Here is a 19,612-nt window from a genome sequence, read left to right on the forward strand (position 1 = left end):
CTTACCCATGCGTCGACTGTTTCTATTTTTGGTTCTCTTGATCTCGGGTGCGGCCCAGGCAGGAACTGATCCGTTCGCGACAAAACCCGACTTTCTTCCCGTCGGCAAGGCGTTCATCTTCACCTCCGAACGTCTTGAGTCCGGTGAAACCCAGCTCTATTGGCAGATCGCTGACGGTTATTACCTTTATCAGAAACGCCTGAAATTCGATGGCTTGCCCGCTGAGCACCATCCCGCTTTACCTGAAGGCGAAGCGCACAGCGATGAGTTCTTCGGCGAACAACAGGTCTATCGTCAAGGTCTGGAACTGAAGATCCCGGCAGGTGCCACGGGTCAAATCAAAGTGGGTTTCCAGGGCTGTGCCGATGCCGGTTTGTGTTATCCGCCGCAAACTCAGGTGGTGGATCTGGGCGGCAAATCGACTACCGCGGCGATAAACGAAGCGCCGGACCAAGCCTTGGCCAGCGACCTGCAACAGCGGGCGCTGGGTTGGAGCTTGCTGGTGTTCTTCGGTCTGGGGCTGTTGCTGGCCTTCACGCCTTGCTCACTGCCGATGCTGCCGATTCTGGCCGGTTTGATCGTCGGCAGTGGCGCCACGCCCAAGCGCGGTTTCGCCTTGGCCACTAGTTACGTCGTGAGCATGGCGCTGGTGTATGCGGCGATGGGCGTTCTGGCCGCGCTGCTCGGGGCGAATCTCCAGGCGTTGTTGCAGAACCCTTGGTTGCTGAGCAGCTTCGCGGCTGTGTTTGTGTTGCTGGCGTTGCCGATGTTCGGCTTCTTCGAGTTGCAACTGCCGGTGGCCGTGCGTGATCGATTGGAAAATGTTTCGCGTAATCAACGCGGCGGCAGCCTGTTCGGTGCCGGTGTGTTGGGAGCCTTGTCCGGTTTGCTGGTGGGTCCGTGCATGACCGCCCCGCTGGCGGGCGCCTTGCTCTACATCGCGCAAAGCGGCAATGCGCTGCATGGCGGATTGATTCTGTTCGCCATGGGCATCGGCATCGGTGTGCCGCTGCTGTTGTTGGTCACCGTCGGCAATCGCTTCATGCCCAAACCCGGCGCGTGGATGAACCTGCTCAAAGGTGTGTTCGGCTTCCTGTTCCTCGCCACCGCGTTGCTGATGCTGCGTCCGGTGCTGGATGAATCACTGTGGATTGGTTTGTGCGGTGCGTTGCTGCTGATTGCCGCGTACAGCGCCTGGAAGCAGTCGGAAGGTTTCGGTCGCGTCGCCCCTGTGTTCGGCGCCAGCTCACTCTTGCTGGGTGTGTGGGGCAGCCTGCTGATGATCGGTGCCGCCGGCGGCGGCGACGACTTGTTGAAGCCATTGCAGGTCTACAGCGCTTCAAACTCGAGCAGCACCGCAAACCCGGTCGGCCACGACGCATTCACCACGATCAAGGACCCGGCAGCTCTGCAACGGGAACTCGACGCGGCACAGGCTCAAGGCCAGTGGGTGCTGCTGGACTACTACGCCGACTGGTGCGTGTCGTGCAAGGTCATGGAAAAACAGGTGTTCGGCAAACCTCACGTACTGCAAGCCTTGAGCGATGTGCGCTTGCTACGGCTGGACGTCACCGCCGACAATGCCGCCAGCCGTGAACTGCTCGGCCGTTATAAAGTGCCGGGGCCACCGAGCCTGCTGTGGATCGGCACCGACGGCATCGAGCGTCGCAGCCAGCGCATCACCGGTCAGGTCGATGCCGACACCTTCCTGCAACGCTGGACCACCACCCGAGACGCCCGTTAATGCTGACCTTTACCCTCGGCACTTTTGCCATCGCGCTTAATCACCTGCTGCTGATCAGTGCCCTGGCGCTGGCAACCTTCATCGGCTGGCGGGTGGCCAAGCGTGGCGGCGAGAACCCGGAGTCGGTGCTGTTCAGCCTGTTCCTGCTGGGCATGCTGGCCGCCCGGGTCGGTTTTGTGGCCGTTTACTGGGCCCATTATCGCGATGACCTTTGGCAGATCATCGACCTGCGCGACGGCGGTTTCCTCGCCTGGCCTGGTGTGATCGTGCTGCTGCTTGCCGCGCTGTATCGAGGTTGGCGTCGTCCGGGCTTGCGCCGGCCGTTGGGCTTTGGCGTGGCCAGCGGCCTGGCGTTCTGGCTGCTGGCGACCTTCTCCCTGACTATTTACGAACAAGGCACACGCCTGCCGGAAATTACCCTGCGCAATGCCGCCGGTGAAACCGTGCAACTGGCGGACTACAAGGGCGGCCCGTTGGTGATCAATCTCTGGGCCACCTGGTGTCCGCCGTGCCGTCGAGAAATGCCGGTGCTGGAAAACGCCCAGCAACACCGCCCGGACCTGACGTTCCTGTTCGTCAATCAGGCTGAAAGCATGCAAAGCGTCAGTACTTTTCTGGAAACCCAGGGCCTGAGCCTGTCCAACGTGCTGTTCGACGGCAGTGGCCGATTGGGCCAGGCCGTCGGCTCCATGGCGTTGCCGACTACGCTGTTCTATAGTCCCGACGGTCGCCTGCTGGGCAGCCATCTGGGTGAGCTGTCGGAAGCCAGCCTGGCCCGCGCCCTGGAAAACTTCGACACCCCGAATCCTGCCGTACCGGCCACCTCTTCAAGGAAATTGCCATGCCCCGCCTCCGCCACCTGCTGACGTTGACCTTGGGCGCCGCCCTGCTGCATCTACCGTCGGTGCAGGCCGCCGAAGAATTGCCCGAAGCGATCAAGAAAATCGAAGCCAAGGGCGCGAAAATCGTCGGCCAATTCGACGCACCCGACGGCTTGCGCGGTTATGCGGCGCAGTACCAGAACCGTGGCATGGCGCTGTACCTGACCCCGGATGGCAAGCATGTACTGCTCGGCAATCTGTACGACGCCGACGGCAACGACCTGACCAGCGCGCCGTTGCAGAAGCTGGTTTACGCACCGATGTCCAAGGAAGTCTGGGGCAAGATGGAAGCCAGCAACTGGATCGGCGACGGGAAGAAAGATGCGCCGCGGATCGTGTACCTGTTCAGCGATCCGAACTGCCCTTATTGCAACATGTTCTGGGAACAGGCGCGGCCATGGGTCAAGGCGGGCAAGGTGCAGCTGCGGCACATCATGGTCGGCATCATTCGCGAAGACAGTCCGGGGAAATCGGCTGCGCTGCTGGCCGCCAAGGATCCGCAGAAAGCGCTGGAAGACCATGAGAAGTCAGGCAAGAAAAGCTCGCTAAAAGCCCTGAAAAACGTGCCCCCGGCGATTCAGGCGAAGCTGGCGGCCAACATGCAGTTGATGGAAGACCTGGAGCTGCAGGCCACCCCGGCGATTTTCTACATGGACGACAAGGGCGAGCTGCAACAACAGCAAGGCGCGCCGTCGCCGGACAAGCTGGTGCAAATTCTCGGGCCGAAGTGAATTCACCGGCCCCTTCGCGAGCAGGCTCGCTCCCACAGGGAAATGCATTCCAATGTGGGAGCGACGGTGCGACGATTCGACCTGCTCGCGAAGGCGTCAGCAGAACCGACTAAGCTCTCTCAGCCAAAAACTTCAGCAAAGCCGTTGTCACGAACTGCGGATTCTCCAGATTGGAGATATGCCCCGCCTCCGGCACCAGCACAGATGGGCAGCCGATCAGCTCGGCCATCTCTCTTGTCTCCGACGGCGGCCGCGGTTTGTCCTGATCGCCACACATCAGCAGCGTGGTGTCAGGATTCAACTCGCCCAGGCGCGGCAACAGATCATCACGCCCAAACGTAATCTGCCCCATCGGCACGATGCTCTCACGCAGACGCTCCGGCGGCAGCGCGGCCAGTTTGGCGCGGAAGTCCTGATACAACGCCGACTGCGGATCGATGCCCGGACGGAAGAAGATCGGCACAACGATATCGAGCAGCGGCGGCGCAATCACGCCGGTCTCTTCGATCTGTTTGAACAGCGAGAAATAGTACTGGCGGGTCGATTCCGGCTCGACACCGACGTAGGTGTCCATCAGCACCAGACCATTGATCCGCTGCGGCGCTGATAGCGCCAGACGCACGCCCCACATGCCGCCGACCGAGAGACCGACCAGCGTGACACGGTCGATGTCCAGATGATCGAGCAGCGCCAGTGCCTGGCGCGCAATGTCATCCAGCGAGTGTGTGGACTCGGGCATCCGCCCGGATTCACCATGGCCCCACAGGTCCAGAGCAATTACCCGGTAGTGTTGCGACAGAGCGGCAATCTGCGGCGCCCACATGGCCTGGTCCCACAGATAACTGCCGGCCAGCAGAACGGCAGGGCCGGCGCCTTGATCAATGTAGTGAAGGGGTTGTCCATCAACCGTAACGAAGGGCATTGACTGTCTCCTCTCGCAAAAAATGGAGCAGGCAGACTGTGCCGGTGTCGTTCCACAGTCAACCTTGTAGTTGTCTGCACTGGCTTCATCGCGAGCAGGCTCGCTCCCACATTAGTCCTGCGTACACAGGTTCATTGTGGGAGCGAGCCTGCTCGCGATGGTGCCATGACAGACGCTAGAGAATCAAAGCCCCTCCAGCTCCGCCATCAGATCATTAAGACGATCCACCTTCTCCTCGGTGATGTCGCTCGCCGCCAATCCGTCGATGTATTCGGCCAATTCCGCCACCGTGCTGCATTCGAACATCGCCCGCAGCGGCACATCACGTTGCAGGGCTTTCTGCACCCGCGAAGCGATCTGCGTCGCCAGCAATGAATGCCCGCCCAGCTCGAAGAAGTTGTCGCGAACACCGACCTTCTCGACCTTCAGCACCTCGGCCCAGATATCCGCCAGCGTCTGCTCCAGTTCATTGCGCGGCGCCTGATAGTCCTGACTCTGCAACTGGCCGATTTCCAGCGCCGGCAAAGCCTTGCGATCAAGCTTGCCGTTGGCGTTGAGCGGCATGCGATCCAGCCATAGCCAGTGCAGCGGAACCATGTATTCCGGCAGTTCAGCGCGCAGGCGTTGCTTGATGCGTTCCAGTCGCTCGGTTGGATTGATCAAGGAATCAGCCGCTACCAAATAGCCGACCAGGTGCTTACCGTTGACGCCTTCCTGTACACCGACCGCCGCTTCGCGCACTTGCGGTTGCTCATGCAGACGCGCTTCGATTTCACCCAGTTCGATGCGGTAGCCGCGGATCTTCACTTGATAGTCGATCCGCCCGACGTATTCCAGCACGCCGTCACTGCGACGACGGGCCAGATCGCCGGTGCGATACAGACGATCCCCCGGTTCACCAAACGGGTTCGGGACAAACACTTGAGCGGTGCGCAACGGATCACTGACGTAGCCACGGCCGACACCGGTACCCGCGACGCATAACTCGCCCACCGCACCCAGCGGCACCAGTTCCAGCGCGCCATCGAGCAGGTACAAGCGGTTGTTGTCGGTCGGCGTACCGATCGGCAAATAGCTGCCACGCGTCGACGCCATGTCGACGCGAAAGAACGCCACGTCATCCGAGCATTCCGCCGGACCATAAGCATTCACCAACCCGATCTCCGGATAACGCAGCAGCCATTGATGGGCGAGTTCCGGCGGCATTGCCTCACCGGTCGGCAGCATCCAGCGCAGACCGTCGAGGCTCATGCGTTCCTGAGCGAGCATGCCCTGAATCAACGACGGCACGCTTTCCAGCACGGTAATGCCCTGGGTCGACACATGCGCCAGCAACCCTTGCGGATCATGGGCGATGGTGTTTGGCACGATGTCCACCCGAGCACCGAACAGCGGTGCGGCGAGGAACTGCCAGACCGAAATATCGAAACTTTGCGAGGCGGTCTGGGCGATCACATCGGCATCGCTCAAGTTCAGGTAAGGCACCTTGCTCAACTGGTTGTTGAGCATGCCGCGCTGTTCGACCATCACGCCTTTCGGCAGGCCGGTCGAACCCGAGGTGTAGATCACGTAGGCGAGGTTGTCCGGGCCGCTGTAGATGCCCGGATTCGCAACCGAAACATCGCTCGCTTGCACCTCTTCCCAGACCAACAACGTGGGCCGGCTGGCGCAACCGAACTCATCCAGCAGCGCCAGCGCTTGCTCGCGGCAGGCCTGAGAACACACCAGCAACGGCGTGCGGCTCAGGTCGATAATCCGACTCAGACGCTGACTCGGCAGCCCCGGATCCAGCGGCAAATAACCCGCGCCAGCCTTGAAGCTGCCGATGATCATGCCCAGCAGATCGAGGTTACGTTCAGCCAGCAACGCCACCGGTTGATCCAGCCTCACGCCAGCGGCGATCAAGGCGTGACCGAGACGGTTACTGCGCTCATTCAGCTCAAGGTAGCTGTGCTGCTGATCGAGGCAGCTGGCGGCAATGCGCTGTGGATGCTTGGCAACCTGCGCTTCAAACAATGAGACATAACTCTGCTCCAGCGGGTAATCGTGCTCGCTCTGGTTGCAGCCGTGGAGCAGGAAGTCTTGCTCATCAAAGCCCAGCAGCGGCAGATCGGCCATGTCGCCGTGGAAACCTTCGACCAGCGCCAGCAGTAACCGCTTGAACTCGCCGAGCATGCGCTCGATGGTCGAGTCATCGAAATAGCGCTGGTCGTAAGACAGGTGCAGGCCCAGGTCATCGCCCGGATAGCAGACCGCCGTCAGCGGAAAGTTGGTGTGGGTGCGGCCCGAATCCGAGGTCGCGTTGAGGCTCTGCGCACGGTCCAGCACCGAGACTTCCACCGGGGCGTTTTCGAACACGAACAGGCTGTCGAACAACGGCTGGCCCTTGGGCAGTTCGCTGTTTTCCTGAATGCTCACCAGCGGCAGGTATTCGTACTCGCGCAGTTGCATGTTGCTGTCGAGCAAACCGCTGAGCCATTGACGAACACTGCAACGCTGATCGTCTTCCGGCATTTTCACTCGCAGCGCGATGCTGTTGATGAACAGCCCGACGGTGCGCTGCATCTCCGGCATGTCCACCGGACGCCCGGCCACCGTGACACCAAACAGCACGTCGCGATCGCCGCTCAAACGGCGCAGCACCAACGCCCACGCCGCTTGGACAAAGGTGTTGATGGTCAGTTGATGGGCCTGAGCCAGTTCGCGCAGTTGCGCACCGTCACGAGAATCGAGCCGTGTGTAGCGGTCGCCGACGATCATGCCGCCGCTTTCGCCGGCATGTTCACGCAGGAATGGCCGGTCGCTCGGGATCGGCGTGGTCCGCTCGAAGCCTTGCAGGTTGGTTTTCCACCATTGCCGCGCCTCGGCCAGGCTCTGGCGTTGCAGCCAGCCGATGTAGTCGCGATAACGCGACACAAGCCCAAGCTGCGCGTCCCGGCCTTCGCCGAGGGCGGTGTAGATTTCGAAGAAATCGTTCATCAGCAGCGAACGGCACCAGGCATCGATGAGGATGTGGTGGTTGCTCATCATGAACCAGTAGCGCGCCGCGCCCACCCGGATCAGGCGCAGGTGGAACGGTGCCTGATTGAGCAGATCGAACCCGGCCTCGCGCTCGCTTTTGAGCAACGCCTGCAACTTCGGCTCCTGTTCGGCTTCGGCGATTGCCGTCCAGTCCAGATACTCGATTGGCGTGCTGCCCGGCTTGTGGATAACTTGCAGCATGTCTTCGCCGACGTTCCAGCAGAACGACGCGCGCAGGGCTTCGTGACGGGCGATCACCGCTTGCCAGGCCTGGGCGAAGCGCTGCGGGTCGAGCTCGCTGTTGATGCGGTAGCGATCCTGCATGTAGTAGAGGCCGGTGCCCGGTTCCAGCAAAGTGTGCAGCAGCATGCCTTCCTGCATCGGGGTCAGCGGGTAGACGTCTTCGATGGCAGCGGCCGGGATGGGCAACGCGTCGAGTTGTGGCTGGGTCAGTTTCGCCAACGGAAAGTCCGACGGCATCAGGCCTCCCGCATCGTCGCTCAGGCAATGCTCGATCAGGCTCTGCAATTCGCCGAGATAGGCGTCCGCCAGGTCGGTGATGGTCTGCGAGTCGTGACGTTCGGCGCTGAAGGTCCAACGCAGCACCAACTCACCGCCATAGACCTGACTGTCAACGCTCAGCTCGTTGGGCAGCGGCGCGCGAGGATCATGGGCCGCGCCGACCGCTTCATCGAGAGGACGGAACAAGGCGTCCGCGCCGAAGCTCTGGTCGAATTGACCGAGGTAGTTGAAGGTGATTGGCGCCACCGGCAAGGCAGCCATGGTCTGCCGGGTCGAGTCATCGGCGAGATAACGCAGCACGCCATAACCCAGACCTTTGTGCGGCACCGCGCGCAGTTGTTCCTTGATCGCCTTGATCGAGGCGCCCTGCCCATCCGCTGGCATCAGCCGCAGCGGATACGCGCTGGTGAACCAGCCGACGGTTCTGGTCAGGTCGATCTCGTCGAACAGCGTTTCACGGCCGTGGCCTTCGAGTTGAATCAGCGCCGATTCGCGACCGCTCCAGCGGCACAGCACGCGGGCCAATGCGGTCAGCAGCAAGTCGTTGACCTGGGTGCGATAGGCGCTCGGTGCCTGTTGCAGCAGTTGGCGAGTGCGCTCGATATCAAGGCGCACGCTGACAGTTTGCGCATGACGATTCTGCCGGCCACCCTCGGGGCGATCACACGGCAATTCGGCGCTTTCACCGGCCAGTTGCGACTGCCACCAACTCAGTTCTTCACGCAGGGATTCGCTGCCGGCATACGCTTGCAAATGTGCCGCCCAGTCCTTGAAAGCACTGGTTTTTGCCGGCAGTTTTGCCGACTGCCCCGCGTCCAGTTGGCGATACACCGTTTGCAAATCGTCCAGCAGCACCCGCCACGAAACGCCGTCCACCACCAGGTGGTGAATGGCGATGAACAGCCGCTGTTGGCCCTCGGGACCGTCGACCAGCAGCGCCCGCATCAACGGCCCCGCTTCGAGGTCGAGGCTGCGCTGGGCATCGGCGAACAGTGCCGCACATTTGTCCATGGACGAAACGCGCACTTGCCACAATACCGGCGCGTCGGAAACCGCTTGGTGCTCGGCCTGCCATTGACCAGCGACTTCGGTGAAACGCAAACGCAAGGCGTCGTGCTGTTCGATCACTGCCAGCAGCGCTTGCTCCAGACGATGAGGTTCCAGCGCCACGGTCGGTTCCAGCAGCAACGCCTGGTTCCAGTGTTGGCGCTGGGGGATGTCGGTGTCGAAGAACCAGTGCTGGATCGGCGTCAGACGCGATTCGCCGGTCAGCAAACCTTGTTCGGCGGTGACCTGCTCGGTGCGGGTCGCCACGGCAGCCAGGGTCTGCACGGTCTGGTGCTGGAACAGATCACGGGGGCTAAAGTGAATGCCCTGTTGGCGCGCACGGCTGACCACCTGAATCGACAGAATAGAATCGCCGCCCAGTTCAAAGAAGTTGTCGTTGAGGCCGACTTGCAGAACGTTCAGCACTTCGCACCAGATGCCGGCCAGCGTCAGTTCAAGCTCGTTGCTCGGCGCCACGTACTGCTGACGGTTCAGCTCTGGATCCGGCGCCGGCAATGCGCGGCGGTCGAGTTTGCCGTTGGCGGTCAGCGGCATGCTGGCCAGCAGGATCAAATGCGTTGGCACCATGTAATCCGGCAGCTGGGATTTGAGATGCGCCTTCAACGCTTCACGCAGAGTGTGTTGTTGCGCTTCATCCTGCTCGGCGACTTCAGTCACCAGATAGCCGACCAGTTGTTTACCGCTCGGGGCATCCAGCGCCAGCACCACGGCTTCACGGATCGATTCATGTTCCAGCAGACGGGTTTCGATTTCGCCCAACTCGATGCGGAAACCACGAATCTTCACCTGATGGTCAATACGTCCGAGGTATTCCACCAGACCGTCGGCGCGCTGGCGCACCAGATCGCCGGTGCGGTACAGACGCCCACCGTTGGGCGCAAAAGGATCGGCGACAAACCGCTCGGCCGTCATACCCGGACGCTGGTGATAACCCTGCGCCAGACCGGCGCCGCCGACGTACAACTCGCCGGTCGCGCCTTGCGGCACCAACGCCAGATCAGCGTCGAGGATGTAGGCAACGCGCGCGCCAATCACACTGCCGATCGGCACGCTGCCCAAGCCTTCTTCCAATTGCTCGGGCGCCAGACTGGCAAGCGGCATGACCACGGTTTCGGTCGGGCCGTAGGCGTTGAAAAACAGGCTCGGCTTGAACGCCGCACGAATTCGCGCCAGGTGTTCGCCGGTCAGTGCTTCACCACCGGTAATGCACATGCGCACCGGCAAGATTTCTCCCTGAGTCGCCAGCCACTGCGCCAATTGGCTGCCGTAGCTCGGGGTGAAGCCAAGGATGTTGATGTTGTGACGGCGAATCAGTCCGCAGATTTCTTCCGCGTCCCACTGGCCCTGTGCTCGCAACACAACCTGAGCACCACTCAACAGAGGCACCAGCAAACGCTCGGTGGCCGCATCGAAGTTGATGGAGTAAAAATGCAGTTCGCAATCGTCCGGGCGCATGCCGAAACGCTCAATGACCGCTTGGCAATGCATGGCGATTTCACCGTGGGACACCACCACGCCTTTCGGTTTTCCGGTAGAGCCCGAGGTGTAAATCAGGTACGCCTGATGCTGCGGCAGGCTGATAAACGGCAGCTCGGTGGCCGGGTAATTGGCCAGTTCTACTGCGTCCTCCTCCAGGCACCAACGAGCGACAGTTGCCGGCAGTTCGCCGAGCGCGTCGAACGTTGCCGCATCGCTGAGCAGCAGACCGATGCCGCTGTCTTCGATCATGTAGTGCAAACGATCCAGCGGGTATTCCGGGTCCAGCGGCACGTAGGCGCCGCCGGCCTTGAGGATCGCCAACAGGCCGACGACCATGTCCAGCGAACGCTCCAGTGCCAGACCCACCCGAACCTGCGGCCCAACGCCACGTTCACGAAGCATCCAGGCCAGGCGATTGGCGCGGCTGTCGAGCTCGGCGTAGCTCAGGGTTTGCCCGGCGAAGGTCAATGCTGGCGCATCTTTGCGCGCCAGCGCCTGCTCGCTGAACAGGTGATGAATGCACTGGTCGAGGCGATGTTCGCCCGGCTCGACGCCGAGGCTGTCGAGCAGCTTTTGCTGTTCGGTGGCTTCCAGCAGCGGCAGCTCACTGAGGCGCTGCTTCGGATTGGCCAGCAGAGCTTCCAGCAGGTTGCGCCAATGTCCAGCCATCCGTGCAATGCGCGGTTCATCGAACAGATCGGTGCTGTAGGTCAGGCAGCAACCCAGGCGATGGTCGAGGTCGGTGACTTCCAGGTTGAGGTCGAACTTGGTCGCTCGCGCATCGTTGGCCAGGTATTCGACGGTCATGCCGGCGAGCGTGCGGCTCTGCTGGAATTCCCAGCGCTGCACGTTGCACATCACCTGGAACAACGGGTTGTAAGCCGCGCTGCGCGGTGGCTGCAAGGCTTCCACCAAGTGATCGAACGGCAGGTCCTGATGGGACTGGCCTTCAATCACGGTATGGCGAACCTGCTCGAACAACTCACCCACGGACATTTGCCCGTCGAGCTGGCAACGCAGCACTTGGGTGTTGAGGAACGCACCGATCAGCCCTTCACTTTCCGGACGAATCCGGTTGGCCACGGGCGCGCCGATGCGCAGGTCGGTCTGGCCGCTGTAGCGGTAAAGCAGCACCGCAAGCGCAGCAGTCATGGTCATGAACAGGGTCAGACCGTTTTGTGCATTGAAGGAACGAACGCGCGCGGCAAGCTCATCGCTCAGGTCGAAACGGAACAATTCGCCCTGATGGCTTTGCACGGGAGGGCGCGGACGGTCGCCCGGCAGTTCCAGCAATGGATGTTCGCGACCCAGTTGCGCGGTCCAGTAGTCGAGTTGGCGCTGACGTTCGCCGGATTCCAGCCACTGTCGCTGCCAGACGCTGTAATCCAGGTATTGCACCGGCAGCGGTTGCAGCGGCGATTCACGGTCATCGACAAAGGCTTCGTAAAGCGCGCTCAGCTCTCGGGCGAAGATGTCCATCGCCCAACCTTCGGTGACGATGTGGTGCAGGGTCAGCACCAGGTAGTGTTCGTGCTCGGCGGTCTTGACCATGCAGGCGCGCAGCAGGGGTCCGGTTTCCAGATCGAACGATGTATGGGCTTCGTCGTCGGCCAGTTGCTGCACCGCCCACTCGCGGCCATCGGCATCCAGCGCGGTGAAATCCCTCCAGTCCATGCGCATCCCGGTTTGCGGGTGAACCTGCTGCCGGGCCACGCCATCGATACTCGGGAACGTGGTGCGCAGGGTTTCATGACGCATGATCAGTGCTTGCAATGCGGCTTCGAAGCGCCCGACATCGAGCACCCCGCGCAACCGCGCCATGCCGCCAACGTTGTAGGCCGGGCTGTCCGGCTCCATCTGCCAGAGGAACCACATGCGCTGCTGGGAATAGGACAGCGGCACCGGTTGGCTGCGGTCGACTTTCTCGATCGACGGTTGCCGGTTGGTTTTGCCGCTGGCCTGGATCAGTTGAACCTGTTCGGCAAACGCGCCCAGTTCACTGTTTTCGAACAGCGCGCGCAGCGGCAGCTCGACGTCGCAGGCCTGACGGGTACGGGAAATGATTTGCGTGGCCAGCAAGGAATGGCCGCCGAGGGCGAAGAAGTCGTCGCGCATGCCGATCTTTGTCTGGCCCAGCACTTCGCGCCAGATGCCGGCGATTTGTTGCTCGAGGGCAGTGACCGGTTCGACGTGCTCGCGGACTTGCCTCTGGGGTTCCGGCAAGGCGCGACGATCGAGTTTGCCACTGGGACTCAGGGGCATTTCGTCCAGACGCATGAGTTGCGCTGGAACCATGTATTCCGGCAACTCGGCGGCCAGCGCAGCTTTCAGGCGAGCGGTTTGAGCATCAACATCTTCTGTGGAATCGGTTGCGGTGTAGTAACCGATCAACTGCCCACCGGCCGCCGTTTCGCGCACCAGCACCACGGCTTGAGCGACGCCCTCCTGAGCCAGCAGACGCGCTTCGATTTCTTCCGGCTCGACACGGAAGCCACGCAGTTTGACCTGCTGATCGAGACGGCCGAGGTATTCGATCACGCCGTTGGCTGTCCAGCGCGCGCGGTCGCCGGTACGGTACAGACGTGCGCCCTGCTCGCCCAATGGATCGACGACAAAACGTTCGGCGGTCAGACCCGGACGACCCAAATAGCCACGGGCCAGACCGATACCGCTGATGCACAGTTCACCCGGCACACCGGCCGGAACGGGATTGAGTGCCTCATCGAGCACGCGGCACAGCACATTGCCCAACGGACGACCAATCGGCGAGCGTTCGCCATCGGCCGTTGTGCAGTGCCAATGAGTGACGTTGATCGCGGTTTCGGTCGGGCCGTAGCGGTTGTGCAGTTGCACGGCCGGCAGGTGTTCCAGCACGCGGTTGCGCAGTTCGGCGGGCAAGGCTTCGCCGCCGGAGAATACGCGGCGCAGGCTGGTGCATTCGGTGGTCAGTGGTTCGTCGATGAACAGCGCCAGCAACGGCGGCACAAAGTGCAGCGTGGTCACGCCGAATTGCTGAACCCGTTGCGCGATGCGGTGCGGATCGCGGTGTTCGCCGGGGCCGACAATCAGCAAACGCGCACCTGTAATCAGCGGCCAGAAGCACTCCCACACCGACACGTCGAAACTGATCGGCGCCTTTTGCATCAGCACGTCGGTGTCGTTCAAACGATAGGTGTTCTGCATCCATTGCAGGCGCTCGGCGAGGGCTGCGTGGGTGTTGCCGACACCCTTCGGCTGGCCGGTGGAACCAGAGGTGTAAATCACGTACGCCAGGTTGTCGCCGTGCAAATGCAGGCCCGGTGTGTGGCTCGGCCAGCTCTCCAGATGCAAGGCGTCCATGGCGATCACGCTGACGCCATCGGTGGCCGGCAAGCCGTCGAGCAATTGGGTTTGGGTCAGCAGCAGTTCGACGCCGCTGTCGCTGAGCATGTAGGCCAGGCGTTCGGCCGGGTAATCCGGGTCCAGCGGCACGTAGGCGCCACCGGCCTTGATGATCGCCAGCAGGCCGATCAGTAACTGCGGCGAACGCTCGGCGGCGATGGCCACGCAGACGTCCGGGCCGACGCCTTTGTCCCGCAGGTAATGGGCCAGGCGGTTGGCTTGGGTGTGCAGTTCAGCAAAATCCATGGCGCCACCGTCCCACATCAGCGCAGTGCGCTCAGGGGTCAGGCGAGCCTGTTCGTTTAGCAGTTCCGGCAGCCAAACGCTGGCCGACGTACACGGTGCGGCGCTCCACGATGTTTGCTGATCGTGCTCACTCGGGGTCAGCAGTGGAAGGTCGCCGATCGCAGTTTTCGGTTGCTCGCAAACGGCTCGCAGCAGGTTGCTGAAATGCTCGGCCAGACGCTCGATGGTCGCCACGTCGAACAGTTCGCTGGCGTAGTCGAAGGACAGACTGAGGCGACCCTTTTGGTCTTCCTCGCTGTGCAATTGCAGGTCGAACTTGGCTTCGCGGCTGTGCCATGGCAGCTCTTCGGCCAGCAACCCAGGCAGGCGACGCAGTGCGCTCAAATCCCGTTGCTGGTGGTTGAACATGACCTGGAACAAACCTTGTTCGCGGGCTTGCGGGAAGGCTTCGAGCAATTGTTCGAACGGCAGATCCTGATGCGCTTGTGCGTCCAACGCTGCCCGACGGGTTTGTACCAGCAGCTCAGCGAATGGCAGCTGCGAATCCAACTCGGCGCGCAGCACCTGGGTGTTGATGAAGAAGCCGATCAGCCCTTGGGTTTCCAGACGTGGACGGTTGGCGTTAGGTACGCCGATGCGGATGTCGCGTTGGCCGCTGTAGCGGTGCAGCAGGCTCTGGAACGCGGCGAGCAACAGCATGAACGAAGTGGATTCATGGGCCTGGGCGGTCTGGCGAATGGCATCGCTCAGGGTCGCGCCCAGCTTCACAGAATGGCGGGCAGCCGTGTGAATGGGGTGCGCCGAACGCGGATGGTCGGTCGCCAGGCTCAGGGTTGGATGCTCATCGCCCAATTGCGCTTTCCAGTAAGCCAGCTGACGCTCGCCCTCCCCTTGCGCCAGCCATTGACGCTGCCAGCTGCCGTAATCGGCGTATTGCGTGGGCAATGCCGCGAGCGTTGCTTGTTGCCCTTGGGACGCAGCGGCGTACAGACGCGAGAACTCGTCGATCAGCACGTTCAGCGACCAACCGTCGGCGATGATGTGGTGCATCGTCACCAACAGTTGATGGTCCTCTTCATCGAGGCGCACCAGAGTCACCCACAGCAGTGGGCCTTTCTCCAGATCGAATTGAGTACGGGCTTCGTCTTCTCGGATTTGTTGCGCACGGACTTCACGCTCGGCAACCGGCAGGTCACTGATATCGATGAGTTGCAGGTTAAATTCGCTCGCTGCATCGACCTGTTGCAGCGCCACACCATCACGTTCGAAGAACCGCGTACGCAGGGATTCGTGACGCTCGATCAGCTGTTGGAAACTGGCGCGCAAGGCGTCTTCATCCAGTTCGCCGCGCAGGCGCAAGGCGCCGGGAATGTTGTAGGCGCTGCTTTGCAGGGCGAGTTGCCAGGTGATCCACAGACGGTTTTGCGCCAGCGATTGCGGTATGGCTTCGGTGCGCGACAGCGGGATGATCGCGCCTTGGGCGAGTCCGCCGTCCTGCTGTTGCTGAGCCACCGCGACAGCAAACGCGCCAAGGGTCGGCGCTTCAAACAGCAGGCGCAGGTTCAGCTCCAGACCGAGTGCTTCGCGCAGACGCGCGACCACCTGAGTGGCGGCGATGGAGTTGCCGCCCAGCAGGAAGAAGTGATCGTCGGCGCTGACCTGTTTGACGCTCAGCTGCTCGCACCAGATTTGGCCGATCAGGGTTTGCAGTTCGGAACCTGATTCAGTCGCGGATTTACTTTCGATGTCTGCCGACGGGAACAGCGCATAGCTGTCGAGGCTGCCGTCCGCCAGACGATTGCGGCATGCCGAGCGTTGCAATTTGCCGCTGGAGGTCTTGGGCAACGCGCCCGGATTGAGCAGCACCACTACGTTTGGCGCTTCCTGATACGCCTCGGCCACAGCTTGGCGGATGGCTTTGATCAGGGCGTCGGGCGGGAGGATCTTTTGCACGCTGCGGCTGATTTCCGCCGCAATGCCGATGCCTTCCTGACCCTCGATGTTCACGGCAAAAGCGGCGACACGACCTTTGCGCACCACCTCCACTTCGCGTTCGATGGTTTGCTCAATGTCCTGTGGATAAAGGTTGTGACCACGGACGATCAACATGTCTTTCAGGCGACCGGTGATGAACAGTTCACCGCCGCGCATAAAACCCAGGTCGCCGGTACGCAGCCAGGTACGGCCAGCGTGCTGAACGAAGGTTTTGGCGCTGGCCTCGGGGTTGCGCCAATAGCCGTGGGCGATGCTCGGCCCGGCGGCCCAGACTTCGCCGACCGTGTTGTCAGTCAACTCGTTAAGAGCTGTTGGATCGACAATCAGCGCCGCGTGATCCGGCTGACTGATACCGCAACTCATGATCGCGCTGCCCTCGCCTGGCTCCGCACGGTTTTGTGCCAGGGCTTGATCGTCCACGCGCAGGTTGCCAATGCCCTGGCCGCGAGGGCTGCCGGCCACGAACAGTGTCGCTTCGGCCAACCCGTAGGACGCCATGAAACTGTCTTGGGTGAAACCGCAGGCCGCGAACTTCTCGGCGAAGCGTTCCAGCGTATCGAGGCGAATCGGTTCGGAACCGGAATACGCCACGCGCCAGCCACTCAGGTCGAGGCGCTCCAGGGCCGATTCACTGACCCGCTCACTGCACAACCGATAGGCAAAGTCCGGCCCGCCGCTGATGGTGCCGCCGTACTCGCTGATCGCTTCCAGCCAGCGCAACGGCCGGCCGAGGAAATACGCCGGCGACATCAACACGCACGGCACACCGCTGAAAATCGGCTGCAACAGACCGCCAATCAGGCCCATGTCGTGGTAAAGCGGCAGCCAACTGACGATCACGTCGTCAGGATTCAGATCGATGCCGAAGCCGTGGCGAATCAGCAGTTCGTTAGCCACCAGGTTGCCGTGGCTGACTTGCACCCCTTTCGGCAACGCGGTGGAGCCGGAGGTGTATTGCAGGAACGCGATGTGGTCGTCTGCAAGGTTCGGCGTCACCCAACGTTCAGCCAGGGCGCTGTCGAGCGTGTCAACACACAGCAACGGTGGCGCGCCCTCTATTTGCTGCAACGCATCGCGCAGACCGGCGCTGCTCAGCAGCAGACGCGGTTCGGCATCGCTGATGATCGACAGCAAACGCTCCTGATGATGACGACGCGCCGACTCCGGCGGATAGGCCGGCACCGCGATCACTCCGGCGTACAGGCAGCCGAAGAACGCCGCGACGTAATCCGGGCCGCTGGGAAACAGCAGCACCGCGCGATCGCCAAACGCAGCCTCGGCCTGCAACGCGCCAGCAATGGTCCGCGCCCGCTGATCCAGCTCGCGATAACTGAGCACCACAGCCTGATCCTGGGTTTCGGCGAGAAAACGCAAGGCCACCCGGTCCGGCGTCAGGGCCGCTCGGCGCTGAAGGGCTTGGACCAGTGTGCTGGGGAGTTCGAACGCGTCGGTCATGAGGTTTCCTGCCTGAATTCGGCTTGCAAGTGAAATCGGTTTTCTGACGTCACGCCCCTTCGAGGGCGTGCAGGACGCGGTCTTCGCCGACCGCGCAAGGCTTGGGAATGCTGTTTTGGCCGCAGCCGCTACCCGGAACCATTCACCAATGAGAACGGTTGACGTCTTGAAATAATTAGTCGGAAGGCCAGATCGCCAATGGGGCTGCGGTGCCGCAAGCGGGCGCCGCAAGCGGGCGCGTCAGCGTGTCGCAGTTCTCACTCTGCACCTTTGCCTAGCATTAGTTCTATTTCTCATTTGACAATCATTATCATTAAGAATAATTTGTCGCTCGATGTGTAGGACAGCTCAGCCCCGCTTGCCGTCCCACTAACCTATTTGCAGCAAGGTGATTTCCATGACGGAACAAATGTCCACAGGCAGGTGCGATTCACCGCTACTTCAGGCATTCGTCGACAATCGACTGATTCTGGTCAAGATCGCAGCCCGCATTACCGGCTGCCGGTCGCGTGCTGAAGACGTGGTCCAGGATGCGTTCTTCCGGCTGCAATCAGCGCCGCAGATCACGTCCTCATTCAAGGCTCAGCTCAGCTACCTGTTCCAGATCGTGCGCAACCTGGCGATCGATCACTACCGCAAACAGGCGCTGGAGCAGAAGTATTCGGGCCCTGAAGAGGAAGGCCTGAATGTGGTGATTCAAGGTGCTTCGCCGGAAACCTCGCACATCAACTTCTCGACGCTGGAAAACATTGCCGACGCGCTGACCGAGCTGCCTAGCCGCACCCGCTACGCTTTCGAGATGTATCGCCTGCACGGCGTGCCGCAAAAGGACATCGCCAAGGAGCTTGGCGTCTCGCCGACCCTGGTGAACTTCATGATTCGCGATGCGCTGGTGCACTGCCGCAAGGTGTCGGGCAGTCGTGTGGATACCTTTGCCCGTCGCTAAGATCTGAAATCTGCGTCGCCCCCTTCGCGAGCAGGCTCGCTCCCACATTGGTCCTGTGAACACAGATCAAATGTGGGAGCGAGCCTGCTCGCGAAGGCTGACTCAAGACCGAAACAGACCTTGAGCCGTATGCATCAAGCCAACGCACACCGATCAAAAAACCGCTCACGCCCCAGCACCATCAGCGCCGCGCGCTTGTGCGGGAAGTCGAACGCTTTTTCGCAGTGGAAACCCTGGCTCTGCATATGCCCGATCATCTTCGCGTTGTCGGCGCGAGGTTCGGCAACCACTCGCTGAGTGCGTGGATCGTCGAGAAACAGGTAATGCGTCAACGCCGATAACCAGCTCGCCACCTTGTGCGGGCCACGGTGATTTTCCTCACCCACCAACATGTGAATACCGCGGTCGTAATCGCCGGCGTCATAGAACGGCGCGATGCGATCTTCCTTGGCCCAATAGGCTTCAAAGTAGGCGAACGGCTGATCATCGAAACAACCGATCAGCGTCAGGGTATGGGGATCGGCTTCAAGCTTGCTCAGGTACTCGTGATGCTGCTCGAGGCTGCCCTCCTCCTGCCAGAAACTCGCCACGCGCGGGCTGTTCTGCCAACGATTGAAACGCGCCAGGTCCAGGTCGATGTCCACCGTGCGCAGGGAAATCCAGGCACCGAGGCGCGCATCAAAACGCCGATAGACTTCACCACGCGGTTTCACCGGGCGCAGCGGATGACGCTTGCCGCCACTGATGACCATTTGCTGCGGATAACTCGATGTCAGTGACGCACCCAGCCAAGGCTGAGGCAACTGCCAGAACAGCGTGCGTTCGCAACGATACTGGCCGCCGATTTCGTCAGGGATCAGCAACCCGCTGAGCAATGCTTCGGTGGGGGCTTCATCGAGATGCCAGGTCAGGCGCTGGCAGGCCGGGTCACGGGCAAACAACCAATAACAGGCTGCACGGATGGACTGATCATCGGCGTGATCGAAGCGCTCCTCTACCTGCACCAGCAATTCCGGCTCGCGCTTCAGGCGCAGCGTGATCAGTGGCTGCGTTTCCAGGCTGAGACTCAGACGGCTTTCGGTTTCATCAGCTACAAGACGGCTGCGCGTCGGCAAGGCCAGGGCAGTCAGGACATTCAGATTGGGCATGGGTCGGGCTCACGATAATCGTCGACAGTTCAACGATGGGACGTGAGCCGAGGCGGGAAATTTAAGAGAAGTC

Annotated in this window: 7 protein-coding genes; 4 read left to right on the top strand and 3 right to left on the bottom strand. The window is 61.5% G+C overall.

Annotated elements, in window-relative coordinates:
* Positions 1–7: 7 nt before the first annotated feature.
* Genes dsbD through dsbG form a run of 3 tightly spaced genes read left to right on the top strand, consistent with a single transcriptional unit; the run spans position 8 to position 3,356 of the window.
* Positions 8–1,744 carry a protein-disulfide reductase DsbD gene (dsbD, locus tag QFW87_RS20860; RefSeq protein ID WP_283188760.1) on the top strand — a complete coding sequence of 579 codons (1,737 nt, stop codon included), beginning with the start codon at positions 8–10 and terminating at the stop codon, positions 1,742–1,744.
* Entirely contained in the window at positions 1,744–2,610 is an 867-nt protein-coding gene (locus QFW87_RS20865) for a TlpA disulfide reductase family protein (RefSeq protein WP_283188761.1), read from the top strand. Before dsbD ends, QFW87_RS20865 begins: the two co-directional genes overlap by 1 nt.
* Entirely contained in the window at positions 2,586–3,356 is a 771-nt protein-coding gene (gene dsbG / locus QFW87_RS20870; protein WP_283188762.1) for a thiol:disulfide interchange protein DsbG, read from the top strand. Before QFW87_RS20865 ends, dsbG begins: the two co-directional genes overlap by 25 nt.
* Positions 3,357–3,465: 109 nt before the next feature.
* Here the strand turns inward: dsbG and QFW87_RS20875 are convergent, their stop codons facing one another.
* Positions 3,466–4,278: an alpha/beta fold hydrolase gene (locus QFW87_RS20875; protein WP_283188763.1), complete on the bottom strand. Its 813-nt coding sequence runs from the start codon at positions 4,276–4,278 to the stop codon at positions 3,466–3,468.
* Positions 4,279–4,461: 183 nt separating this feature from the next.
* Positions 4,462–17,445, bottom strand: a complete 12,984-nt coding sequence (locus QFW87_RS20880; protein WP_283188764.1) for a non-ribosomal peptide synthetase — start codon at positions 17,443–17,445, stop codon at positions 4,462–4,464.
* A 397-nt stretch (positions 17,446–17,842) separates the two neighbouring features.
* Here QFW87_RS20880 and QFW87_RS20885 point away from each other — a divergent pair, with 397 nt between their 5' ends.
* A complete protein-coding gene (locus tag QFW87_RS20885; protein ID WP_282380058.1) occupies positions 17,843–18,391 on the top strand; it encodes an RNA polymerase factor sigma-70 in 549 nt (182 codons plus the stop codon).
* 134 nt (positions 18,392–18,525) lie between these two features.
* On the opposite strand, the gene QFW87_RS20890 is transcribed toward QFW87_RS20885, so the two are convergent.
* Positions 18,526–19,539, bottom strand: a complete 1,014-nt coding sequence (locus QFW87_RS20890; RefSeq protein ID WP_283181117.1) for a GNAT family N-acetyltransferase — start codon at positions 19,537–19,539, stop codon at positions 18,526–18,528.
* Positions 19,540–19,612 lie beyond the last annotated feature (73 nt).

Source organism: Pseudomonas sp. PMCC200344, from assembly GCF_030053095.1.
In the GTDB taxonomy this organism is placed as follows: Bacteria; Pseudomonadota; Gammaproteobacteria; order Pseudomonadales; family Pseudomonadaceae; genus Aquipseudomonas; species Aquipseudomonas svalbardensis.